The 15,916-nt window shown below is 45.4% G+C and carries 12 protein-coding genes and 1 tRNA gene; 6 read left to right on the top strand and 7 right to left on the bottom strand.

What is annotated here, in order from left to right; all coding sequences use genetic code 11:
* Positions 1-60: 60 nt before the first annotated feature.
* The 3 genes from QUA42_RS05540 to pyk all read right to left on the bottom strand — a co-directional run bounded on the left by QUA42_RS05540 (position 61) and on the right by pyk (position 3,060).
* Positions 61-864 carry a type I restriction enzyme HsdR N-terminal domain-containing protein gene (locus QUA42_RS05540; RefSeq protein WP_333135820.1) on the bottom strand — a complete coding sequence of 268 codons (804 nt, stop codon included), beginning with the start codon at positions 862-864 and terminating at the stop codon, positions 61-63.
* 242 nt (positions 865-1,106) lie between these two features.
* Positions 1,107-1,178, bottom strand: a tRNA-Thr gene (locus QUA42_RS05535).
* Positions 1,179-1,272: 94 nt separating this feature from the next.
* Complete coding sequence (pyk, locus tag QUA42_RS05530; protein WP_333135818.1) at positions 1,273-3,060, bottom strand: pyruvate kinase; 1,788 nt, start codon at positions 3,058-3,060, stop codon at positions 1,273-1,275.
* 432 nt (positions 3,061-3,492) lie between these two features.
* Here pyk and crtR point away from each other — a divergent pair, with 432 nt between their 5' ends.
* Positions 3,493-4,383, top strand: a complete 891-nt coding sequence (gene crtR, locus QUA42_RS05525) for a beta-carotene hydroxylase (protein ID WP_333135816.1) — start codon at positions 3,493-3,495, stop codon at positions 4,381-4,383.
* A gap of 159 nt (positions 4,384-4,542) precedes the next feature.
* On the opposite strand, the gene aroH is transcribed toward crtR, so the two are convergent.
* A complete protein-coding gene (aroH, locus tag QUA42_RS05520; protein ID WP_333135814.1) occupies positions 4,543-4,950 on the bottom strand; it encodes a chorismate mutase in 408 nt (135 codons plus the stop codon).
* Positions 4,951-5,234: 284 nt separating this feature from the next.
* Positions 5,235-6,053, bottom strand: coding sequence for a signal peptide peptidase SppA (gene sppA, locus QUA42_RS05515; protein WP_333135812.1), 819 nt, complete (start codon positions 6,051-6,053; stop codon positions 5,235-5,237).
* A 256-nt stretch (positions 6,054-6,309) separates the two neighbouring features.
* Here sppA and QUA42_RS05510 point away from each other — a divergent pair, with 256 nt between their 5' ends.
* Positions 6,310-7,383, top strand: a complete 1,074-nt coding sequence (locus QUA42_RS05510) for a DMT family transporter (protein ID WP_333135810.1) — start codon at positions 6,310-6,312, stop codon at positions 7,381-7,383.
* Positions 7,384-7,416: 33 nt separating this feature from the next.
* On the opposite strand, the gene QUA42_RS05505 is transcribed toward QUA42_RS05510, so the two are convergent.
* Entirely contained in the window at positions 7,417-8,088 is a 672-nt protein-coding gene (locus tag QUA42_RS05505) for a phage tail protein (RefSeq protein WP_333135808.1), read from the bottom strand.
* A gap of 1 nt (position 8,089) precedes the next feature.
* Positions 8,090-9,220, bottom strand: a complete 1,131-nt coding sequence (locus QUA42_RS05500; RefSeq protein WP_333135826.1) for an AAA family ATPase — start codon at positions 9,218-9,220, stop codon at positions 8,090-8,092.
* A gap of 83 nt (positions 9,221-9,303) precedes the next feature.
* Between QUA42_RS05500 and QUA42_RS05495 the strand changes: the two genes are divergently transcribed.
* The 4 genes from QUA42_RS05495 (at position 9,304) to QUA42_RS05480 (ending at position 15,601) form a co-directional block, all read left to right on the top strand.
* On the top strand, positions 9,304-10,152 hold the full coding sequence (locus QUA42_RS05495; protein WP_333135806.1) for a M20/M25/M40 family metallo-hydrolase: 849 nt from the start codon (positions 9,304-9,306) through the stop codon (positions 10,150-10,152).
* A gap of 145 nt (positions 10,153-10,297) precedes the next feature.
* Positions 10,298-14,017 carry a hydantoinase B/oxoprolinase family protein gene (locus QUA42_RS05490; protein WP_333135804.1) on the top strand — a complete coding sequence of 1,240 codons (3,720 nt, stop codon included), beginning with the start codon at positions 10,298-10,300 and terminating at the stop codon, positions 14,015-14,017.
* Positions 14,018-14,455: 438 nt separating this feature from the next.
* Entirely contained in the window at positions 14,456-15,103 is a 648-nt protein-coding gene (locus tag QUA42_RS05485) for a sigma-70 family RNA polymerase sigma factor (RefSeq protein WP_333060700.1), read from the top strand.
* Between the two features lie 174 nt (positions 15,104-15,277).
* Positions 15,278-15,601 (top strand): 2Fe-2S iron-sulfur cluster-binding protein, encoded by a 324-nt coding sequence (locus tag QUA42_RS05480; RefSeq protein ID WP_333135802.1) that lies wholly within the window; start codon positions 15,278-15,280, stop codon positions 15,599-15,601.
* The last annotated feature ends 315 nt before the right edge of the window (positions 15,602-15,916 follow it).

Here is a 15,916-nt window from a genome sequence, read left to right as displayed (position 1 = left end):
GAGCAAATCTGTTCGTTGTCATCTTACAATTTTATTCTTGAAGCCCTATTCTATGCAGCTTCATATTAAATTGGTATCAGTAGCATAGAGTTTGAGAATACGGTTGGCAAGTTGATCGCTGCTTTCTTCTGTGTGACGCTGAAAAGCATAGGGTTCTCCATCTAAACGATCTTGATTCTTCTCGTCTCGATATTTAACAAAAACAATCTTACAAAACTCACCAAAAGCAGCAATAGGACTACGGCGACCTCCTTCCCAAAGAGTTTGATGACATTTTCTAATCGCAGAACAAAGTTCTTTACGGGGAACTGCGGAAAGGTCTTGACCAGTTTTATTTTTGTAGAAACGCCATTCAGGAAGCTTACCGTAACAAATCGGAATATCTGTGAGGTGGTTGCGATCGCGTTCCCCTGGTGGATATTTTTTCCGATCATCAAAACGTAGGAGACGACGAGTTAAGCCAGCAATAGAACCGCAAAAGGGCGCATCAAGATTGGCACGATTACCACAAGCTTGTTCAATAGCTTGCGTAAATTCTGCATCACTGATATCTGAACGTTTGAGCTCAAAAACAAAATAAGGATCTTTGCCTTCATCATCGTTGTAGATGACTAAATCAGCCAAGTCATTTGGAGTACGTCTTGGTACTTTGACCTCAAACTTAATCCGTTTTGGGTCGTATTCGTACTTATAAATCAGTTCTGCCCAAAACTCTGCCCGAATTTTCTCCTCTGGGTCAGACCAACGCTCAGAGTGATTAGCAGCAATATAGCGGATACGCTCGTTTTTTCCTTCACTTGTAAATTCAGCGTGTCCCTTTTCAATAGCTTGTTCAAGGTATGTTCTATTATTTTCAGTAGACATTTAACAATTCATCCATTTTAAATTCTTAATTTGGGATAATTTCTAAAATTTTCCAGCAAGTATTAATGACTCTAATCGCACCCTACTCCTTTACTCTCTCACGCGATCGCCCATAAATCACATCTAACCACATCGGCACAACAAACTTCCCCTCAGCCCAAGCTGAGTGATGGTATTAATTTGTCAATATGTACAACAATCTGTCAACGCAGACAAATAATTTGACACTCGACAAAACCCAAAGCCGATGGTGGGATTTGAACCCACGACCGTTCGATTACGAATCGAATACTCTACCCCTGAGCTACATCGGCACAGACAATTTTGAATTATAGCACAACCTAAGCCAAAAAAGCAAGGAGTTGTAGAATTTAATTCAAAACTCCACAACTCCTAGCTCACCAACAGTTAAACGGTCACTTCCGCGTCAGTTGAGCCGCCTCTGGCCCCGGAATAAACTAAACCCCGCTGCATATCGAGCGTCAGCATAGTTCCGTCCCGAATTACGCGCGTGGCATTCTTTACGCCCACCATCACCGGCACGCCCAAGCGCAAACCGATAATCGCGGCGTGAGAAGTCAAACTGTCCTCCTCCGTCACCACACCTGCAGCTTTCCGAATCATCTCGACAAAAGCGACGCTTGTGTGTTCGACTACCAAAATTTCTCCAGCGTGGAAATTGCCTACATCCGCAGCAGTGCGAGCAACCCTGGCCATGCCACTGACCGATCCCAAACCGACACCGGTGCCTTTGCCTAAAACTGCTGTCACTACTTCAACTTTGATCAAATCCGTCGATCCGGCAACCCCTTGCAGAGTACCGGCGGTCATCACCACTAAATCTCCGTCGCACACTAACTCTTTTTCCTGGGCGACTGTCATGGCAGAGTGAAATGTCTGGCCGGTGGAGGGCAAATCCAACACCAGCAAGGGTTTTACTCCCCATACTAATTGCAGTTGTCGAGCTACGTCTACGTGAGGAGTAACTGCCAAAATCGGAGTTTTGGGTCGGAACTTCGAGACATTTCTGGCTGTGGCGCCGGTTTTAGTCAGCGTCATGATCGCCGCAGCGTTCAATTGTTCGGAGATTTGGCTGACTGCTTGGCTGATGCCGTTGGGGATCGATCGACCAATATCTTCTACATTCCTAATATTCCGCTTAATTCCTTCCCTCTCCATCCGCACCGCAATTCTCGCCATCGTCGCCACCGCTTCGACGGGGAACTTGCCGACAGCAGTTTCATTGGACAGCATCACTGCATCAGTTCCGTCAAGAATCGCGTTTGCCACGTCGGAAATCTCGGCGCGGGTGGGACGGGGATTGTTGACCATGCTGTCGAGCATCTGGGTAGCGGTAATTACCGGAATGCCCAGGCGGTTGGAGGTAGCAATCAGGCGCTTTTGCAAAATCGGCACGTCTTCGGCGGGCAGTTCCACTCCCAAATCGCCGCGGGCGACCATCACGCCGTTGCAAAGGGTGAGAATTTCCTCCATTTGTTCGATCGCCTCGTGCTTTTCGATCTTGGCAATCACCGGTACTTGCTTGCCCGCACTGGCAATGAGCTCTTTAATTTCGAGCACATCTTGGGGATTCCGCACAAAGCTCAGGGCTACCCAATCGACACCTTGGTCGAGGCCGAACATTAAATCTTTGCGGTCTTTATCAGTCAGCGCTTTAATTGACAGGTAAACTCCCGGAAAATTCACACCTTTGTTGTTGGAAAGTGGCCCGCCGACTACGACGCGGCAGTACAATTCCCGCGCCGCGCGGTCTACTTTTTCGACCAGCATTTCCACTTTGCCGTCGTCGAGCAGAATCACTGCTCCCTCTGGAACTTCGTCTGCTAGGGGGTCGTAGGTGACGGAAGAAATGAGTTCGGTGCCGGGAACCTGGCGGCTGGTGAGAATGAAAGGATCGCCGTTTTTGACGACTATAGAGCCTGTCTCAAAGCGCCCTAAACGAATTTTCGGGCCTTGGAGGTCTTGGAGGATGGCAACCGGCTGGTTCAGTTCAAAGGACGTTTGCCGGATTAAGCGAATGCTGCGCTGGTGGTCTTCTTCTGTTCCGTGGGAAAAGTTGAGTCGCAAAGTTGTGGCACCGGCTTCTATAAGCTGGCGCAGCACTTGTGGGTCAGAAGTTGCTGGGCCAATGGTGGCGACGATTTTAGTCCGGCGTAGGGCTTTTGGCAATTGCATCAGCGGTGTTCTGGGGAAGCAGGTGGATTTCTTGTGTAAATTTCGGCTAACGTTTCATCTTTGCACTACAAGCAATGACGCTAGTCTCAAGTCTTAAAAATTTTGATAGTGGTCAAAAAAGCAGGTATTGAACAATATATAGAATATCTGACTTTTTACCGATCGGTAATTTTTTCTTCGAGAGCGCTCTTTTTTGCAAATTTTTCCGCTCTCAGGCTTGACATAAATACAAACATACCCATTGATTTTGTTTCTTCTGCTGAGTTCTTGTGGCTACTCTAGCACTGGTATCCTTGTACAACAGCAATACTTTTTTGCTTGTGCAGATGTTGGTGTCTGGCGATCGAACTCTGTTCTTTCATAAAACTTTACTATTGTCCGGCTTGTATCTTATACTACGCAAGAGTGAAATATTAAGGAGTCTTAACAAAGATGTCGGAGGCAGGACGGCCGCTGACAGTGCCGAAAGAGTTTCTGAGTCCTCCCGGTGACTTTAATCCGACACTGCTGCTGTTTTTGAGTGCAGTAGCGATTATCGTGATTTCTAACTTGGGTTTCTGGTGCTGGGGATGGCCGCAGTGGTGCTGTTTTACGCTGAACGTGTTGGCTTTGCACATGGCTGGAACTGTGATTCACGATGCGTCTCACAATGCGGCCCATCGCGATCGCACGATCAATGCTATTTTGGGACACGGTAGCGCGCTGATGTTGGGTTTTGCTTTCCCGGTGTTTACGCGGGTACATATGCAGCATCACGCCCACGTTAATGACCCAGATAACGATCCAGACCATTATGTTTCCACCGGCGGGCCTTTGTGGTTGATTGCTGCGAGGTTTTTTTACCACGAGATTTTCTTTTTTAAGCGCAAACTGTGGCGGAAATACGAACTATTGGAATGGTTTCTCAGCCGTTTGTTTGTGATCGCGATCGTGTATATCTCGATTCAATACGGCCATTTAGATTACGTCCTGAATTTTTGGTTTTCTCCGGCTTTGGTGGTGGGGTTGGCCTTGGGGTTATTTTTTGATTATTTGCCACACCGTCCGTTTCACGAGCGCGATCGTTGGAAAAATGCCAGAGTATATCCTAGTCCTATTCTAAATATCTTGATTTTGGGGCAGAATTATCATCTGATTCATCACTTGTGGCCTTCTATTCCTTGGTACAATTACAAGCCTGCTTATGAGGCTGTGAAGCCGCTGTTGGATGAGAAGGGTTCCCCTCAAAGTTTGGGAATATTGGAAGGGAAAAAGGACTTTTGGAGTTTTATATATGACATTTTTTTAGGGATTAGGCTGCATCACAAGAAAGCGTCTGATTGACAAAAAACCCGGTTTCTTTGAGAGGCCGGGGTTTTTTTTATAATAAAAGCTTTTAATCATATATCCCCAGCGCAGGTTTTGTACTTTATCAAGTCCCGTAAAAAATAAACCCACCTGTAATGGTGAGTTAACTTTTAAATCAAGCCCAAAGTGAATCTATTATTTTTCCCCAGCCCCCATAACCGCTAAATTCCTATCGGGGCGCAAATTTTGAGCTCCCCGCAAATAAGGATGATAAATTTCAGTATGTGCCGGCCAATTGACGTGAATTAAAAACCTAATGCAGCGTTCCAAAGCACCCTCAACGTGCATTTGCTGTACGTCCAACAAAGGAACATTACACCAGTGGGGACGTTCGCGGGCGATCGCGGCCGGAAACACAGCATCTAAATCACGAGTTGCAGAAAAGGTAGCACTAATAATTAATTCTGGATTTATATCATTTTTTGCTTCTAATTCATCTAACAATTCTCTCACGGCTTCTCGAATTGCTTCCACCGAATTCTCGCTGGCAGTTGTTGCCCCGCGAATCGCCCGCACTTGCCACTCCACGCAAATTTCCTCCATTTTTTGTCAGTTGTTATCGCTCATTAGTCATTAGTCGTTAGTTATTAGTCACTAATAAGTAGTTATACTAAATTAGGCTTAAATACCCACTTTATTTCTTAGTCCGCCCTTGAGTGGAGTTCGTTTGTGTAGTTTGACCTCAAACTCGTAGGCGAAGCCAGCGCGAAGCGCTTATGACGGGCGAAGCACCACATTTGAGTTTGAGGTCAACAGATTTCAATCGCCCAATCATCCAGGGAGTAACTAATGACTACTGACTCCTGACCAATGACTAATTTATTTAATCACGGGCGATACATCCACAGCGGCAAACCGCTAGTAGAAAGCTCGAATTCCAGCACATTATTGTAAGCTGAAAGCCCGGATATATCCAGACTACTCCCCAAGACGCGATTTAGGAAAGGTTTTTGTTTTTCTAGGGTGCAAGACTCGGTTTTTTCCGGGTCGAGGCCTGCGAGTTCGGCTGCAAGGCGACGAGCGTCCTCTTCTGTTCCCAGTCGATCGACCAAACCCAATTCTAAGGCTTGCTGGCCGGTAAAAACCCGACCGTCGGCAAAACTTTTGACTTTCTCAACACCCAAGTTCCGTGCTTCGGCAACCGTTTCCACGAATTGCTGGTAGCTGGTGTCGATCAAGTCTTGCAGAATTTGCTGTTCCGGATCCGTCAATTCGCGATCGAATGCCAAGATATCTTTATACGGCCCCGATTTAATCACCTGAAAAGAAACGCCTACTTTTTCTAACAGCCTTTCTAAATTGTTGCCCCGGATAATCACGCCAATGCTGCCAGTAATTGTACCGGGATTGGCAACGATATGCTCGGCTCCCATGCCGATGTAAACTCCGCCAGAAGCTGAAATATTGCCGAAACTGGCAACAATTTTGACTTTTTCGCGCAAACGTTTGAGTGCGCTGTAAATTTCCTGGGAATCGCCGACAGTGCCGCCGGGGCTGTCTATCCGCAGCAGCAAGGCGGGAAATTTACGTTCTTCAACGGTTTTGAGAGCTTCTAGGACTCGTTTGCGGGTTTCTCCGGCAATGGCTCCGGTGATTTCGATACGGGCGATTTGTTTGCGGTAGCGGGGCTTGAATGGCCAAATCATGGGCAGTGTACTGGCAATGTTACGGATTTTTGTAGCTAACTCTTATAGTGTGACTCATCCCAAGGCAGAAGGCATTCGGCATTCCGCATCTGGCGCTCCCTCACTTTCGGGCTCTCCCACTCTCCGACTCTCGGGTTCCTCTGCCATAAGTGCGATCGAATTTAACTCAACACCAATATATAATTGTAAAAATTGCTTAACAAATCTACATCATTCTCGTGAGAGCCATTCTCATCAATTATTTGGAGTCTCCGCCATGCAGCTAAAGCTTACCGATTCTAAACTGCCTTTTGCTCCGCTGTTGCTAATTGCGCCGTTTTTCCTGTGGGGAACCGCGATGGTAGCGATGAAGGGGGTGATGCCGCACACAACGCCGTTGTTTGTGGCATTCGTGCGTTTAGTACCTGCGGGTGTGTTGGTGCTGCTGGCGGCGGCACTGATGGGCAAACAGCAGCCACAGGGTTGGAAAGCTTGGCTGTGGATTTCGCTGTTTGCTTTGGTTGACGCTACTTTGTTTCAAGGCTTTTTAGCCGAAGGTTTGGCGAGAACCAGTGCCGGCTTGGGTTCGGTGATGATTGATTCTCAACCGCTAGCAGTGGCGATTTTGTGTTTGTGGCTGTTTCAAGAAAAAATAGGTTTTTGGGGCTGGTTGGGATTAGTGATTGGCGTTGTCGGCATCAGTTTAATTGGGTTGCCCGATGGCTGGATTTTGGGGCTTTTTCATCCTGAAAACAGGCAGGTTTCTGCGGGTATCGAACAGTTGTTTCAGGGTGGAGAATGGTTGATGCTGTTGGCTGCTTTGTCGATGGCTGTGGGTACGGTTTTGGTGCGCTGGGTGTGCCGTTATGTTGACCCGGTGGTTGCGACTGGTTGGCACATGATTTTGGGCGGTTTGCCGCTGTTGGCAATTTCGGCTGCAACGGAGTCCGAACAGTTTGTGAATATTGATTTTTCCGGCTGGATGGCGTTAGGTTATTCTACCGTGTTCGGAAGTGCGATCGCCTACGGTTTGTTCTTTTATTTTGCTTCTACCGGCAGTCTAACCAGTTTAAGTTCTCTTACCTTTCTTACGCCTGTATTTGCTTTGCTGTTCGGCAATTTGTTTTTGGGCGAAGTCCTCAATCCGCTGCAATCGATGGGAGTTGGGCTGACTTTGGTGAGTATTTATTTGATTAATCAGCGGGATACTTTGGGTGAGAAATTGCGAAAAGTGCGACACGGTGAAGCGAGTGCAGAAGTTGAAACAACAGGATTGTTAGAGTCGTCTGAGTTGAATTCTGTAGAATTACCCGTGCAGTTGCGGGTTAGCGAATTGGAATCAGAAGTTTAGCAGGTGGAAAAGTTTAGGCAAAATTGCCTGAATTTACCACTCGTCTTCTAAAGGAATAACAATTTTCTTGCTTTCAATCTCTACTACAAAACTTGTCAAACTGGGATTGTGTTGGTAACAAGCCATCAATTCCTTATGCTTGCTATATTGTTTGGAAATTTCCCGATAATATTCAGGCTTTTTAGCGTCAATTGTAAAATCATGTTTCTTTACAAGCTCCTTATTTAACGTTTCTAAACAATTTTTGAATTTAGACTTTTTGTTGTCTTTATAATACAGTGGCAGCAACCAACACTCAATAGAGTGTACTGATATAGCCCAAATGATTCGCTGTTGACATTGACTGTAGAAATATGCGCCAATTTCCTCTTTAAACTTTTGGATAACTTTTGCAATCAACTCTTTAGGAGTAAATTCACCATTTTCATCTTGCTGTGGGATATCATACTCTTCTGAAATATCAGTATCTATTTGGATAATTATATAGTCATTAAATTGAAACGCTTCTTGAAAATCTTTTAAACGGCAATAAGCAAAAACTTGACTCCAACTACCATAACCTTTAAATTTTTTTTCATCTTTTTTATCTCTTTCTGGTTGAAGCGGTCTAATATCTAGATCGGGATTCTTGAAATATCCTGCTAAAATATTTTCAATCACAATCTGGTCAGTCAATCCCTCAGTAATTAATCCAAAACTAATCATATTAAAAATTCTTAGGAAGCCCTCCGATATAGCCCCTCAAAAAAGCTTCGGATAATTTTACAGGTTCCTGTCCTTCGAGAGGTTCAGGTTTGAGAATGCGTCTAGCTTTAGTATGCCCTAATTGGTTGCGGTAGATCGCAAACAGTCGCTGTTCATCATCATCTAAATCCAAACCGTCCAAAACTGCCGGGTTGTGGGTTGTGAATATAACCTGTTTGTCGTGTTTTTTGGCTAATTCAACTAATTCTTGCATTAATCGGCGACACAATCTGGGGTTGAGAGAAGCATCAATGTTATCAATTGCAAAAAATTTAGGTGTGATATCGCTAATAAATAAAGCGAAGTAAAAAAGCAAAAATAAAAAGCCTTCATTAGAACTTTTTTGGTCAAAATAAGTTAAATCTTGATCTAAGTATCTATCTTTAATTTGGAGAGAATTTTGAAGATTTGATAAATTTGGAGGAGCTTCAAAATCTTGAAACCAATCTATCATTTGCAGCTTTTTTTTTATTTCATTAAGCTGCTGCTGGTTATCTGAACTCAAAAATTTTAAAAGTTTAAACAACCCTTCTCCATTAATACCTAATGGTTGAATTTGACCTTCTTTTTCAAAAGTTCGTAAGGCTTGGTTTTCAGGAGAATAAATTATAAATTTTCTGAGAAAAACTATCAGCCAAAATGATTGCAAATCTTTTTTAAATCTGGAGAATTCTTGTTGTGAAAGATCAGTTTTTTCTTCTAAAATATATCGGAGTGTTTCTACCGCACCGTATTTGTCAACAACAATTTTAACAGCATTTTTTAGAGAGGTTTCAATATCACCCAAAAAGTTTTTACTAACCCACTGAGAATAGGGAGAATTATCATTTTGTAAAATACAACTGAATGGTTGTACCTCATTTCCTCTTAACTCAATTTTGATATCTTTAATCAAATTGTCAATTTCAAAAGCCGATCGCATTAATTGAGGTTCTGTAACTCGGATGCCCCGAGAAGCTAAAAACTCGTTATCCAGCTTATCATCTGCCACAGCAGAAGCAAGGGCGATCGCCTCTAGGATATTGCTTTTGCCGCAACCATTTTCACCGATCAATACAGTTACTCGTCCTAATTCTAGCTTCAGCTTTTGAATGGACTTATAATTTTAGATTCTGACTTCTCCAATCATAATTCAATCCCATATAATCTTAGTGTACTCATTGTATCTCCGATCGCATGAATCTCAAAGAACGCTTGCACAGCCATCTGATTCAAATTGTACGCGATCGCAACCCATACCTCGCATCCCAAGGGCATTTTTATGCTCAGCAATACATCCGCGAACAGTTGGCACAGTGGGGAAGTGTAGAAATTGACGATTTTGCGGTGCGCGGGCGAATTCATCACAATTTGATTTTAGATTTACGCCCCTCCGAAAAGGCGAGTAAGAAGCGGTTGCCACCGATCGTAATTGGTGCTCATTACGATACTGTACCCGGATCGCCTGGGGCCGATGATAATGCTACTGGTGTTGCTGTTTTGCTGGAACTCGCAAGGGAACTCGCATCTGGGCCGCTCAAATATCCAGTGCAATTAGTCGCCTTCGATATGGAAGAATACGGCTGTTTGGGCAGCAAGCATTATGCAGCTAAATACAAGCAACAGCAAAAGTCAATCCGGTTAATGATTTCTTTGGAAATGTTGGGTTACTGCAACCATAATCCTAATTCTCAAAGCTATTCCGCTGGCTTGAAATATTTTTATCCAAATAGTGGTAATTTTATTGCTTTAATTGGCACTTTGCGGACCGTTCCCGATTTGATTAATTTGAGTGGCAAAATTCGCAAATCGGGTCAGCCCTGCGAGTGGCTGCCGGTGCCGAATCGAGGTTTAATTGTGCCTGATACTCGCCGCAGCGATCATGTTCCTTTTTGGGATAATGGTTATCCGGCTATTATGGTGACTGATACTGCTAATATGCGAAATCCGCATTATCATCGAGAAAGCGATAGGATTGAGACTTTGGATTTGGATTTTCTGGCTGGTGTTTGTCAGGGGTTAGTCAAGGGCATTCGACATCTCTAATTAACGCGAGCGAGCCCCTGCTAGTTTGAGCGACCATAAATTCTGACTTTTATGAGCCGAAGTTATGAGTTTTATGAATTGACTCGAACAGAAGTTGGGTCAATAATTGTAAATTAATCAAGCAAAAATATCAAAAAAAAGAGATATGAATCCTACTTATCCCGATCGCACTCGCTGGCAATTCTGGATCGATCGCGGTGGCACTTTTACCGATATTGTCGCCAACAGCCCCGACGGTAAATTAGTCATTCACAAGCTGCTGTCGGAAAACCCGGAACGCTACACCGACGCCGCAGTCCAAGGAATTCGCGACATTTTGGGAATTCCCGCCGACGCAGCGATACCCGCCGCCGAAATTGAAGCGATTAAAATGGGGACGACGGTAGCGACAAATGCTTTGCTGGAACGAAAGGGCGATCGCACAATTCTGTTAATTACTAAAGGTTTCGGCGATGCGCTGAGAATTGGCTATCAAAACCGCCCGAATATTTTCGCCCGCCACATAGTTTTGCCCCAGATGCTGTACGATCGAGTTATTGAAGTTGCAGAACGCTACAGCGCTCAAGGTGAGGAGTTAACTGCTGTCAATCCCGAGTTTATCCCCTCTTTGCAGCAAGCATACGATGAGGGAATTCGCAGTTGTGCGATCGTATTTATGCACGGCTACCGATACTCGGAACACGAAAAACAAGTTGCTAAAATAGCGAAAGAAATTGGCTTTACTCAAATTTCAGTATCTCACGAAGTTAGCCCGCTGATGAAACTGGTTTCGCGGGGAGATACTGCGGTTGTCGATGCTTATTTATCTCCGATTTTGCGGCGTTATGTCGAACAAGTAACCAGTCAATTAAGAGAGGTAGAGCCTCTGGATATGCGTTCCCAGGCCGAGCCTGGGAACGAGGCTGTAGGGGCGGGCACGGGGGCACCGTCCCCTAAATTAATGTTCATGCAATCGAATGGCGGCTTAGTGGACGCGGCACAATTCCAAGGAAAAAACAGTATTTTATCCGGGCCTGCTGGGGGAATTGTCGGTGCAGTTCAAACGAGCAAAAAGGCAGGTTTTGATAAAATTATTACCTTTGATATGGGCGGAACTTCGACAGATGTTGCCCATTTTAACGGCGAATACGAACGCGAATTTGAGACGGAAATTGCTGGGGTGAGATTGCGATCGCCCGTGATGGCAATTCACACTGTAGCAGCCGGCGGCGGTTCAATTGTCTTTTTTGACGGGGCTCGCTACCGCGTCGGGCCGGAGTCTGCAGGGGCCAATCCTGGGCCTGCTTGCTATCGCAAAGGCGGCCCCTTGACGGTGACTGATTGCAATGTGATGTTGGGGAAAATTCAACCGGATTTTTTCCCGAAAGTATTTGGATTGAATGGAGATTTGCCGATCGCCCCGGAGGTAGTAAAGCAAAAATTTGGGCAACTAGCGGGGGAAATTGGGGGCGAGAGGACGGCGGAACAGGTGGCGGAGGGTTTTTTGGCGATCGCTGTGGAAAAGATGGCAAATGCTGTCAAAAAAATCTCGCTTCAGCGCGGTTACGATGTTTCGGAGTATACATTGTGCTGTTTCGGCGGTGCGGGCGGCCAACACGCTTGTGCGATCGCGGATGCTTTGGGGATGAAACGGGTATTTATTCACCCTTATGCGGGTGTGTTGTCCGCTTACGGTATGGGTTTGGCTGATGTGCGGGCTATTCGCGAAAGGGCGATCGAGCAACAATTAAATGCAGAATTATTAGCGGATTTGCATCATATTTTAACTGCATTGGAGGCTGAGGGGAAGAGGGAATTGAACCGCAGAGGCGCAGAGAACGCAGAGAATGAGCCAGAGGTTTTAGTTGTTAGGAAGCTGCGCTTAAAATATCAGGGAAGTGACTCTGTTTTGGCCGTAGATTTTGCTGACACTATTGAGGTTATGCAGGCTGAATTTGAAGCTGCCCACCGACAGCGTTACAGTTTTATTATGCCAGAAAAACCGCTGATTGTGGAAGCGGTTTCGGTGGAAGTTGTAGAAAGAATGGATGTGCCGGAAGCATCCACAATTTCCCCCTCTGGTGGCACGGGCATCTTGCCTGTGCAACCAATTTCAACCGTACAAACCTATGTGGCTGGCGGGTGGCGGGCAACGCCTGTTTATCAGAGAGATGATTTGCGATCGGGCGACTGCATAGAAGGCCCTGCTATGATTGTTGAAGCTACGGGAACTAATATCATAGAACCGGGCTGGGAAGGGGAAATCACCGAAAATAATGATTTAATTTTGAACCGCAGATGCACGCAGATGGACGCAGATAATATCCGCGTTGATTCGCGTTCATCTGCGGTTAAATCAGATCCGGTTTTGCTGGAAATTTTTAATAATTTGTTTCGGGCGATCGCGGAACAAATGGGCGTCACCTTGCAAAACACAAGTTCCTCAGTCAACATCAAGGAACGTCTCGACTTTTCCTGTGCAATTTTCGACCAAAACGGGCAATTAGTTGCCAACGCGCCGCACATTCCCGTACATCTGGGCTCGATGAGCGAAAGCGTTGAAGCTTTAATTTTAGCACAAGGCAAGGCGATTCAACCGGGCGATGTTTATGTTTCTAACAATCCCTACAACGGCGGCACGCATTTACCAGATATCACCGTTATTACTCCAGTATTCGATCGTAATTCCTCCCTTCCTTTGTTTTATGTAGCCTCGCGGGGACACCACGCCGACATCGGCGGCATTACTCCCGGTTCTATGCCTCCTAACAGTACAACAGTAACCGAAGAAGGTGTATTGCTTGATAATTTCCTGTTAATAAGCGAGGGCAAATTTCGAGAAAAAGAATTACTAGAAATTCTGACAGCGGGTAATTTTCCTGTTCGCAATTCCGCTCACAACCTAGCCGACTTGCAAGCACAAATTGCTGCTAACAAGCGCGGCGCCGAAGAACTTCTCAAGATGGTAGAACATTATGGATTAGAGACTGTGCAAGCTTATATGGGCTTCGTACAAGACAATGCTGAGGAGTCAGTGCGGCGGGTAATTGATGTGTTGCAAGATGGCGAGTTTACTTATCCGATGGATAGTGGCGGACAAATTAAGGTAGCGATTACAATTGACAAATCTGCGCGCAGTGCAAAAATAGATTTTACTGGCACTTCTGCTCAACAATCTAACAATTTTAATGCTCCCGCAGCCGTGTGCAAAGCTGCTGTTTTGTATGTTTTCCGCACCTTGGTAGATGACGATATCCCTCTAAATGCGGGCTGTTTGAAACCTCTCGAAATCATCAATCCCGCAGGCTGTATGCTGAATCCTCGCTATCCAGCGGCCGTAGTTGCAGGTAATGTGGAAACTTCGCAGAATATTACCGATGCTTTGTATTGCGCGTTGGGAGTGATGGCTGCTTCTCAAGGAACTATGAATAATTTTACCTTTGGGAATCAGCGCTATCAATATTATGAAACTATTTGCGGCGGTTCGGGTGCTGGTGCCAGTTTTGATGGTACGGATGCGGTACAAACTCACATGACTAATTCGCGTTTAACCGATCCAGAAGTATTAGAATGGCGGTTCCCGGTGCTGTTGGAAAGTTTTGCAGTTCGGGCTCATAGTGGGGGGAATGGATCTCATCGCGGGGGTAATGGAGTGGTGCGGCGAGTGCGCTTTCGGGAAGCGATGACTGCTGGTATTTTATCGGGGAGACGGGTGATTTATCCTTGCGGTTTGAAGGGGGGGGAAGCGGGGAAAGTTGGGCAGAATTATGTTGAAAAGGTTGATGGTAAAGTTGAGGAATTGGGGAGTACGGCGACTGTGGAAATGCAGCCGGGGGATGTGTTTGTCATTGAGACTCCGGGGGGCGGAGGATATGGTTATTTATAGTAGTAATATCAACTCCGGTAGCATCGGAATTAATATTACTCACAGTCAGGACACGGCAGTGCCGTGTCCCTACAATTAATCGGGTAGGGACACGGCACTGCCGTGTCCTCGGTATCATTCTGATGCTACCGGAAACGATATAAGTAAGCCCTCGCTTTTAATTTATCGTTATGAACCGACAGGCATTTTTCCGGTGAAGGTTCTTTTTTATGGGGAGTAATATAGCCAGAGTTTTTCATAACTTTTCTGATGTGTGAAAAGCTCGCTCGCCGAAGTGAAAAGTATATATTATCTTGAAAGAGCCGCAAAATGCCATAAATACCGCTCTGCGAGCATCGTACCGCTAAAAAATCACCCTCAACTCTGGAATGTCGATCGACAAATCGTGTAGAATCGGGCTGCACCCGCATTTATTCTCCAAACCTTTCCAGAACAATTGTGCAAACACCTAATTTTTCAGAACTCAACCATCCTGTGGTCAAATCCCTGTTCCATCACAGCGACCAGGAATTATTGACTCTGTTTCAAAACCATCCCGATCAGGGTCGCTTCTTCACGGCGATTTTTTGCCGCTACGCTCAAATTGTACACTCCCTGATTCGCCATTCTGTGCGATCGCCCGTACAAGGCGATTACCTATTTGCCCACACTTGGCTGCACATCTATCACGAACTCCGAGGCCTCGATTTGCGCCGCGAAACCCAAGAGTCTGATGGCGGAAATCTCAGTCTCCAAAACTGGCTGATTAATGTCACCGCAGTCTGCATAAATCAAGCTGAATTGCCCCCTGTTGAATCGATTCACTACTCTTTGCAATCGGCTCCGCCTCCGCTGTGGTGTTACGTCAAACAAGCCTTGGAATTGTTAGCGCCGCTGCCGCGTTTAGTGGTGTTGATGGCTCAGACTTTCCGCTGGAGCGAAACTCGAATTGCAGCTTATTTGCAAGCAGAAGGCGAAGCTATTTCCCCCGCTCAGGTAAAGGCTTTGCTGCAAAAAGGATATCAAAGTTTAGAATCCAACTTGCCGGAGGATATTCGGGCTATTTATCTAGATGAAAATCTCGATTATCAAGAAGCGCTTGTCTAGTATAGCGATCGAGGTTGTGGTTTCTCAAAAACCCGGTGTTTTGAAAATACTGGGTTTTTTAGCTATCATGTATAGCGGCATATCCTCCGTCGGCACCCTACATTTTGATTTTTTCTGTAAGTTGTAATCATCTATTTTAGTTGAATACAAGCAATCCCAATATAAGAGGTGGAAATGGCTGTTTATCAAGTTCGGTTGGTGAATGAGGCACTCGCGCTCGATCGCACGATCGCAGTACCAGACGACCAGTATATCTTAGATATGGCAGAAGATGCCGGCATCCGCTTGCCCAATGGATGCAAGCAAGGCGAGTGTTCTGCTTGCGTTGTCAAACTGCTGAGCGGTGAAATCGACCAAAGCGAACAAAAGTTTTTGAAGCCGTCTGAAGTGCAAGCTGGCTACGCTGTTACTTGTGTGGCTTACCCGCTTTCTGACTGCACGTTGTTAACGCATCAAGAACAAGTTTTATATCAAACATCTCTTTATTTAAAATGGTAAGTATGGAGCGATTTAAAGATACTCGTGAAGACATCTACTCATTCCAGAATGAATTTCTGGTGAGATGCCCTTTTTGTGGTTCATGTGCGATCGTGCGTTGTATAGATCCTGATAAGGTCGATAGCTTTGCTCCTCGCAGATTTTCCTGTACAACTTGTGGTTCCTCAAAAGATTGGTCTGAACAGAATATTGAAAGCTGGTATAGTAAGGCACAGGATAACTACTTCCACTATCCTCTGTGGCTTCAAACTTCCTGTTGCGGTAAGACGCTTTGGGCTTACAATCTTCGACATTTAGAATTTATTGAGGCTTTTG

Source organism: Microcoleus sp. Pol11C2 (assembly GCF_036701505.1).
In the GTDB taxonomy this organism is placed as follows: Bacteria; Cyanobacteriota; Cyanobacteriia; order Cyanobacteriales; family Microcoleaceae; genus Microcoleus.
The sequence above is the reverse complement of the archived record's forward strand: the minus strand, read 5'-3'. Positions and strand labels throughout refer to the sequence as shown.

Bases quoted from the DNA above. Each gene is read 5' to 3' on its own strand.
- QUA42_RS05540 (WP_333135820.1), bottom strand. From the start codon at position 864: ATGTCTACTGAAAATAATAGAACATACCTTGAACAAGCTATTGAAAAG.
- pyk (WP_333135818.1), bottom strand. From the start codon at position 3,060: ATGCAATTGCCAAAAGCCCTACGCCGGACTAAAATCGTCGCCACCATT.
- crtR (WP_333135816.1), top strand. From the start codon at position 3,493: ATGTCGGAGGCAGGACGGCCGCTGACAGTGCCGAAAGAGTTTCTGAGT.
- aroH (WP_333135814.1), bottom strand. From the start codon at position 4,950: ATGGAGGAAATTTGCGTGGAGTGGCAAGTGCGGGCGATTCGCGGGGCA.
- sppA (WP_333135812.1), bottom strand. From the start codon at position 6,053: ATGATTTGGCCATTCAAGCCCCGCTACCGCAAACAAATCGCCCGTATC.
- QUA42_RS05510 (WP_333135810.1), top strand. From the start codon at position 6,310: ATGCAGCTAAAGCTTACCGATTCTAAACTGCCTTTTGCTCCGCTGTTG.
- QUA42_RS05505 (WP_333135808.1), bottom strand. From the start codon at position 8,088: ATGATTAGTTTTGGATTAATTACTGAGGGATTGACTGACCAGATTGTG.
- QUA42_RS05495 (WP_333135806.1), top strand. From the start codon at position 9,304: ATGAATCTCAAAGAACGCTTGCACAGCCATCTGATTCAAATTGTACGC.
- QUA42_RS05490 (WP_333135804.1), top strand. From the start codon at position 10,298: ATGAATCCTACTTATCCCGATCGCACTCGCTGGCAATTCTGGATCGAT.
- QUA42_RS05480 (WP_333135802.1), top strand. From the start codon at position 15,278: ATGGCTGTTTATCAAGTTCGGTTGGTGAATGAGGCACTCGCGCTCGAT.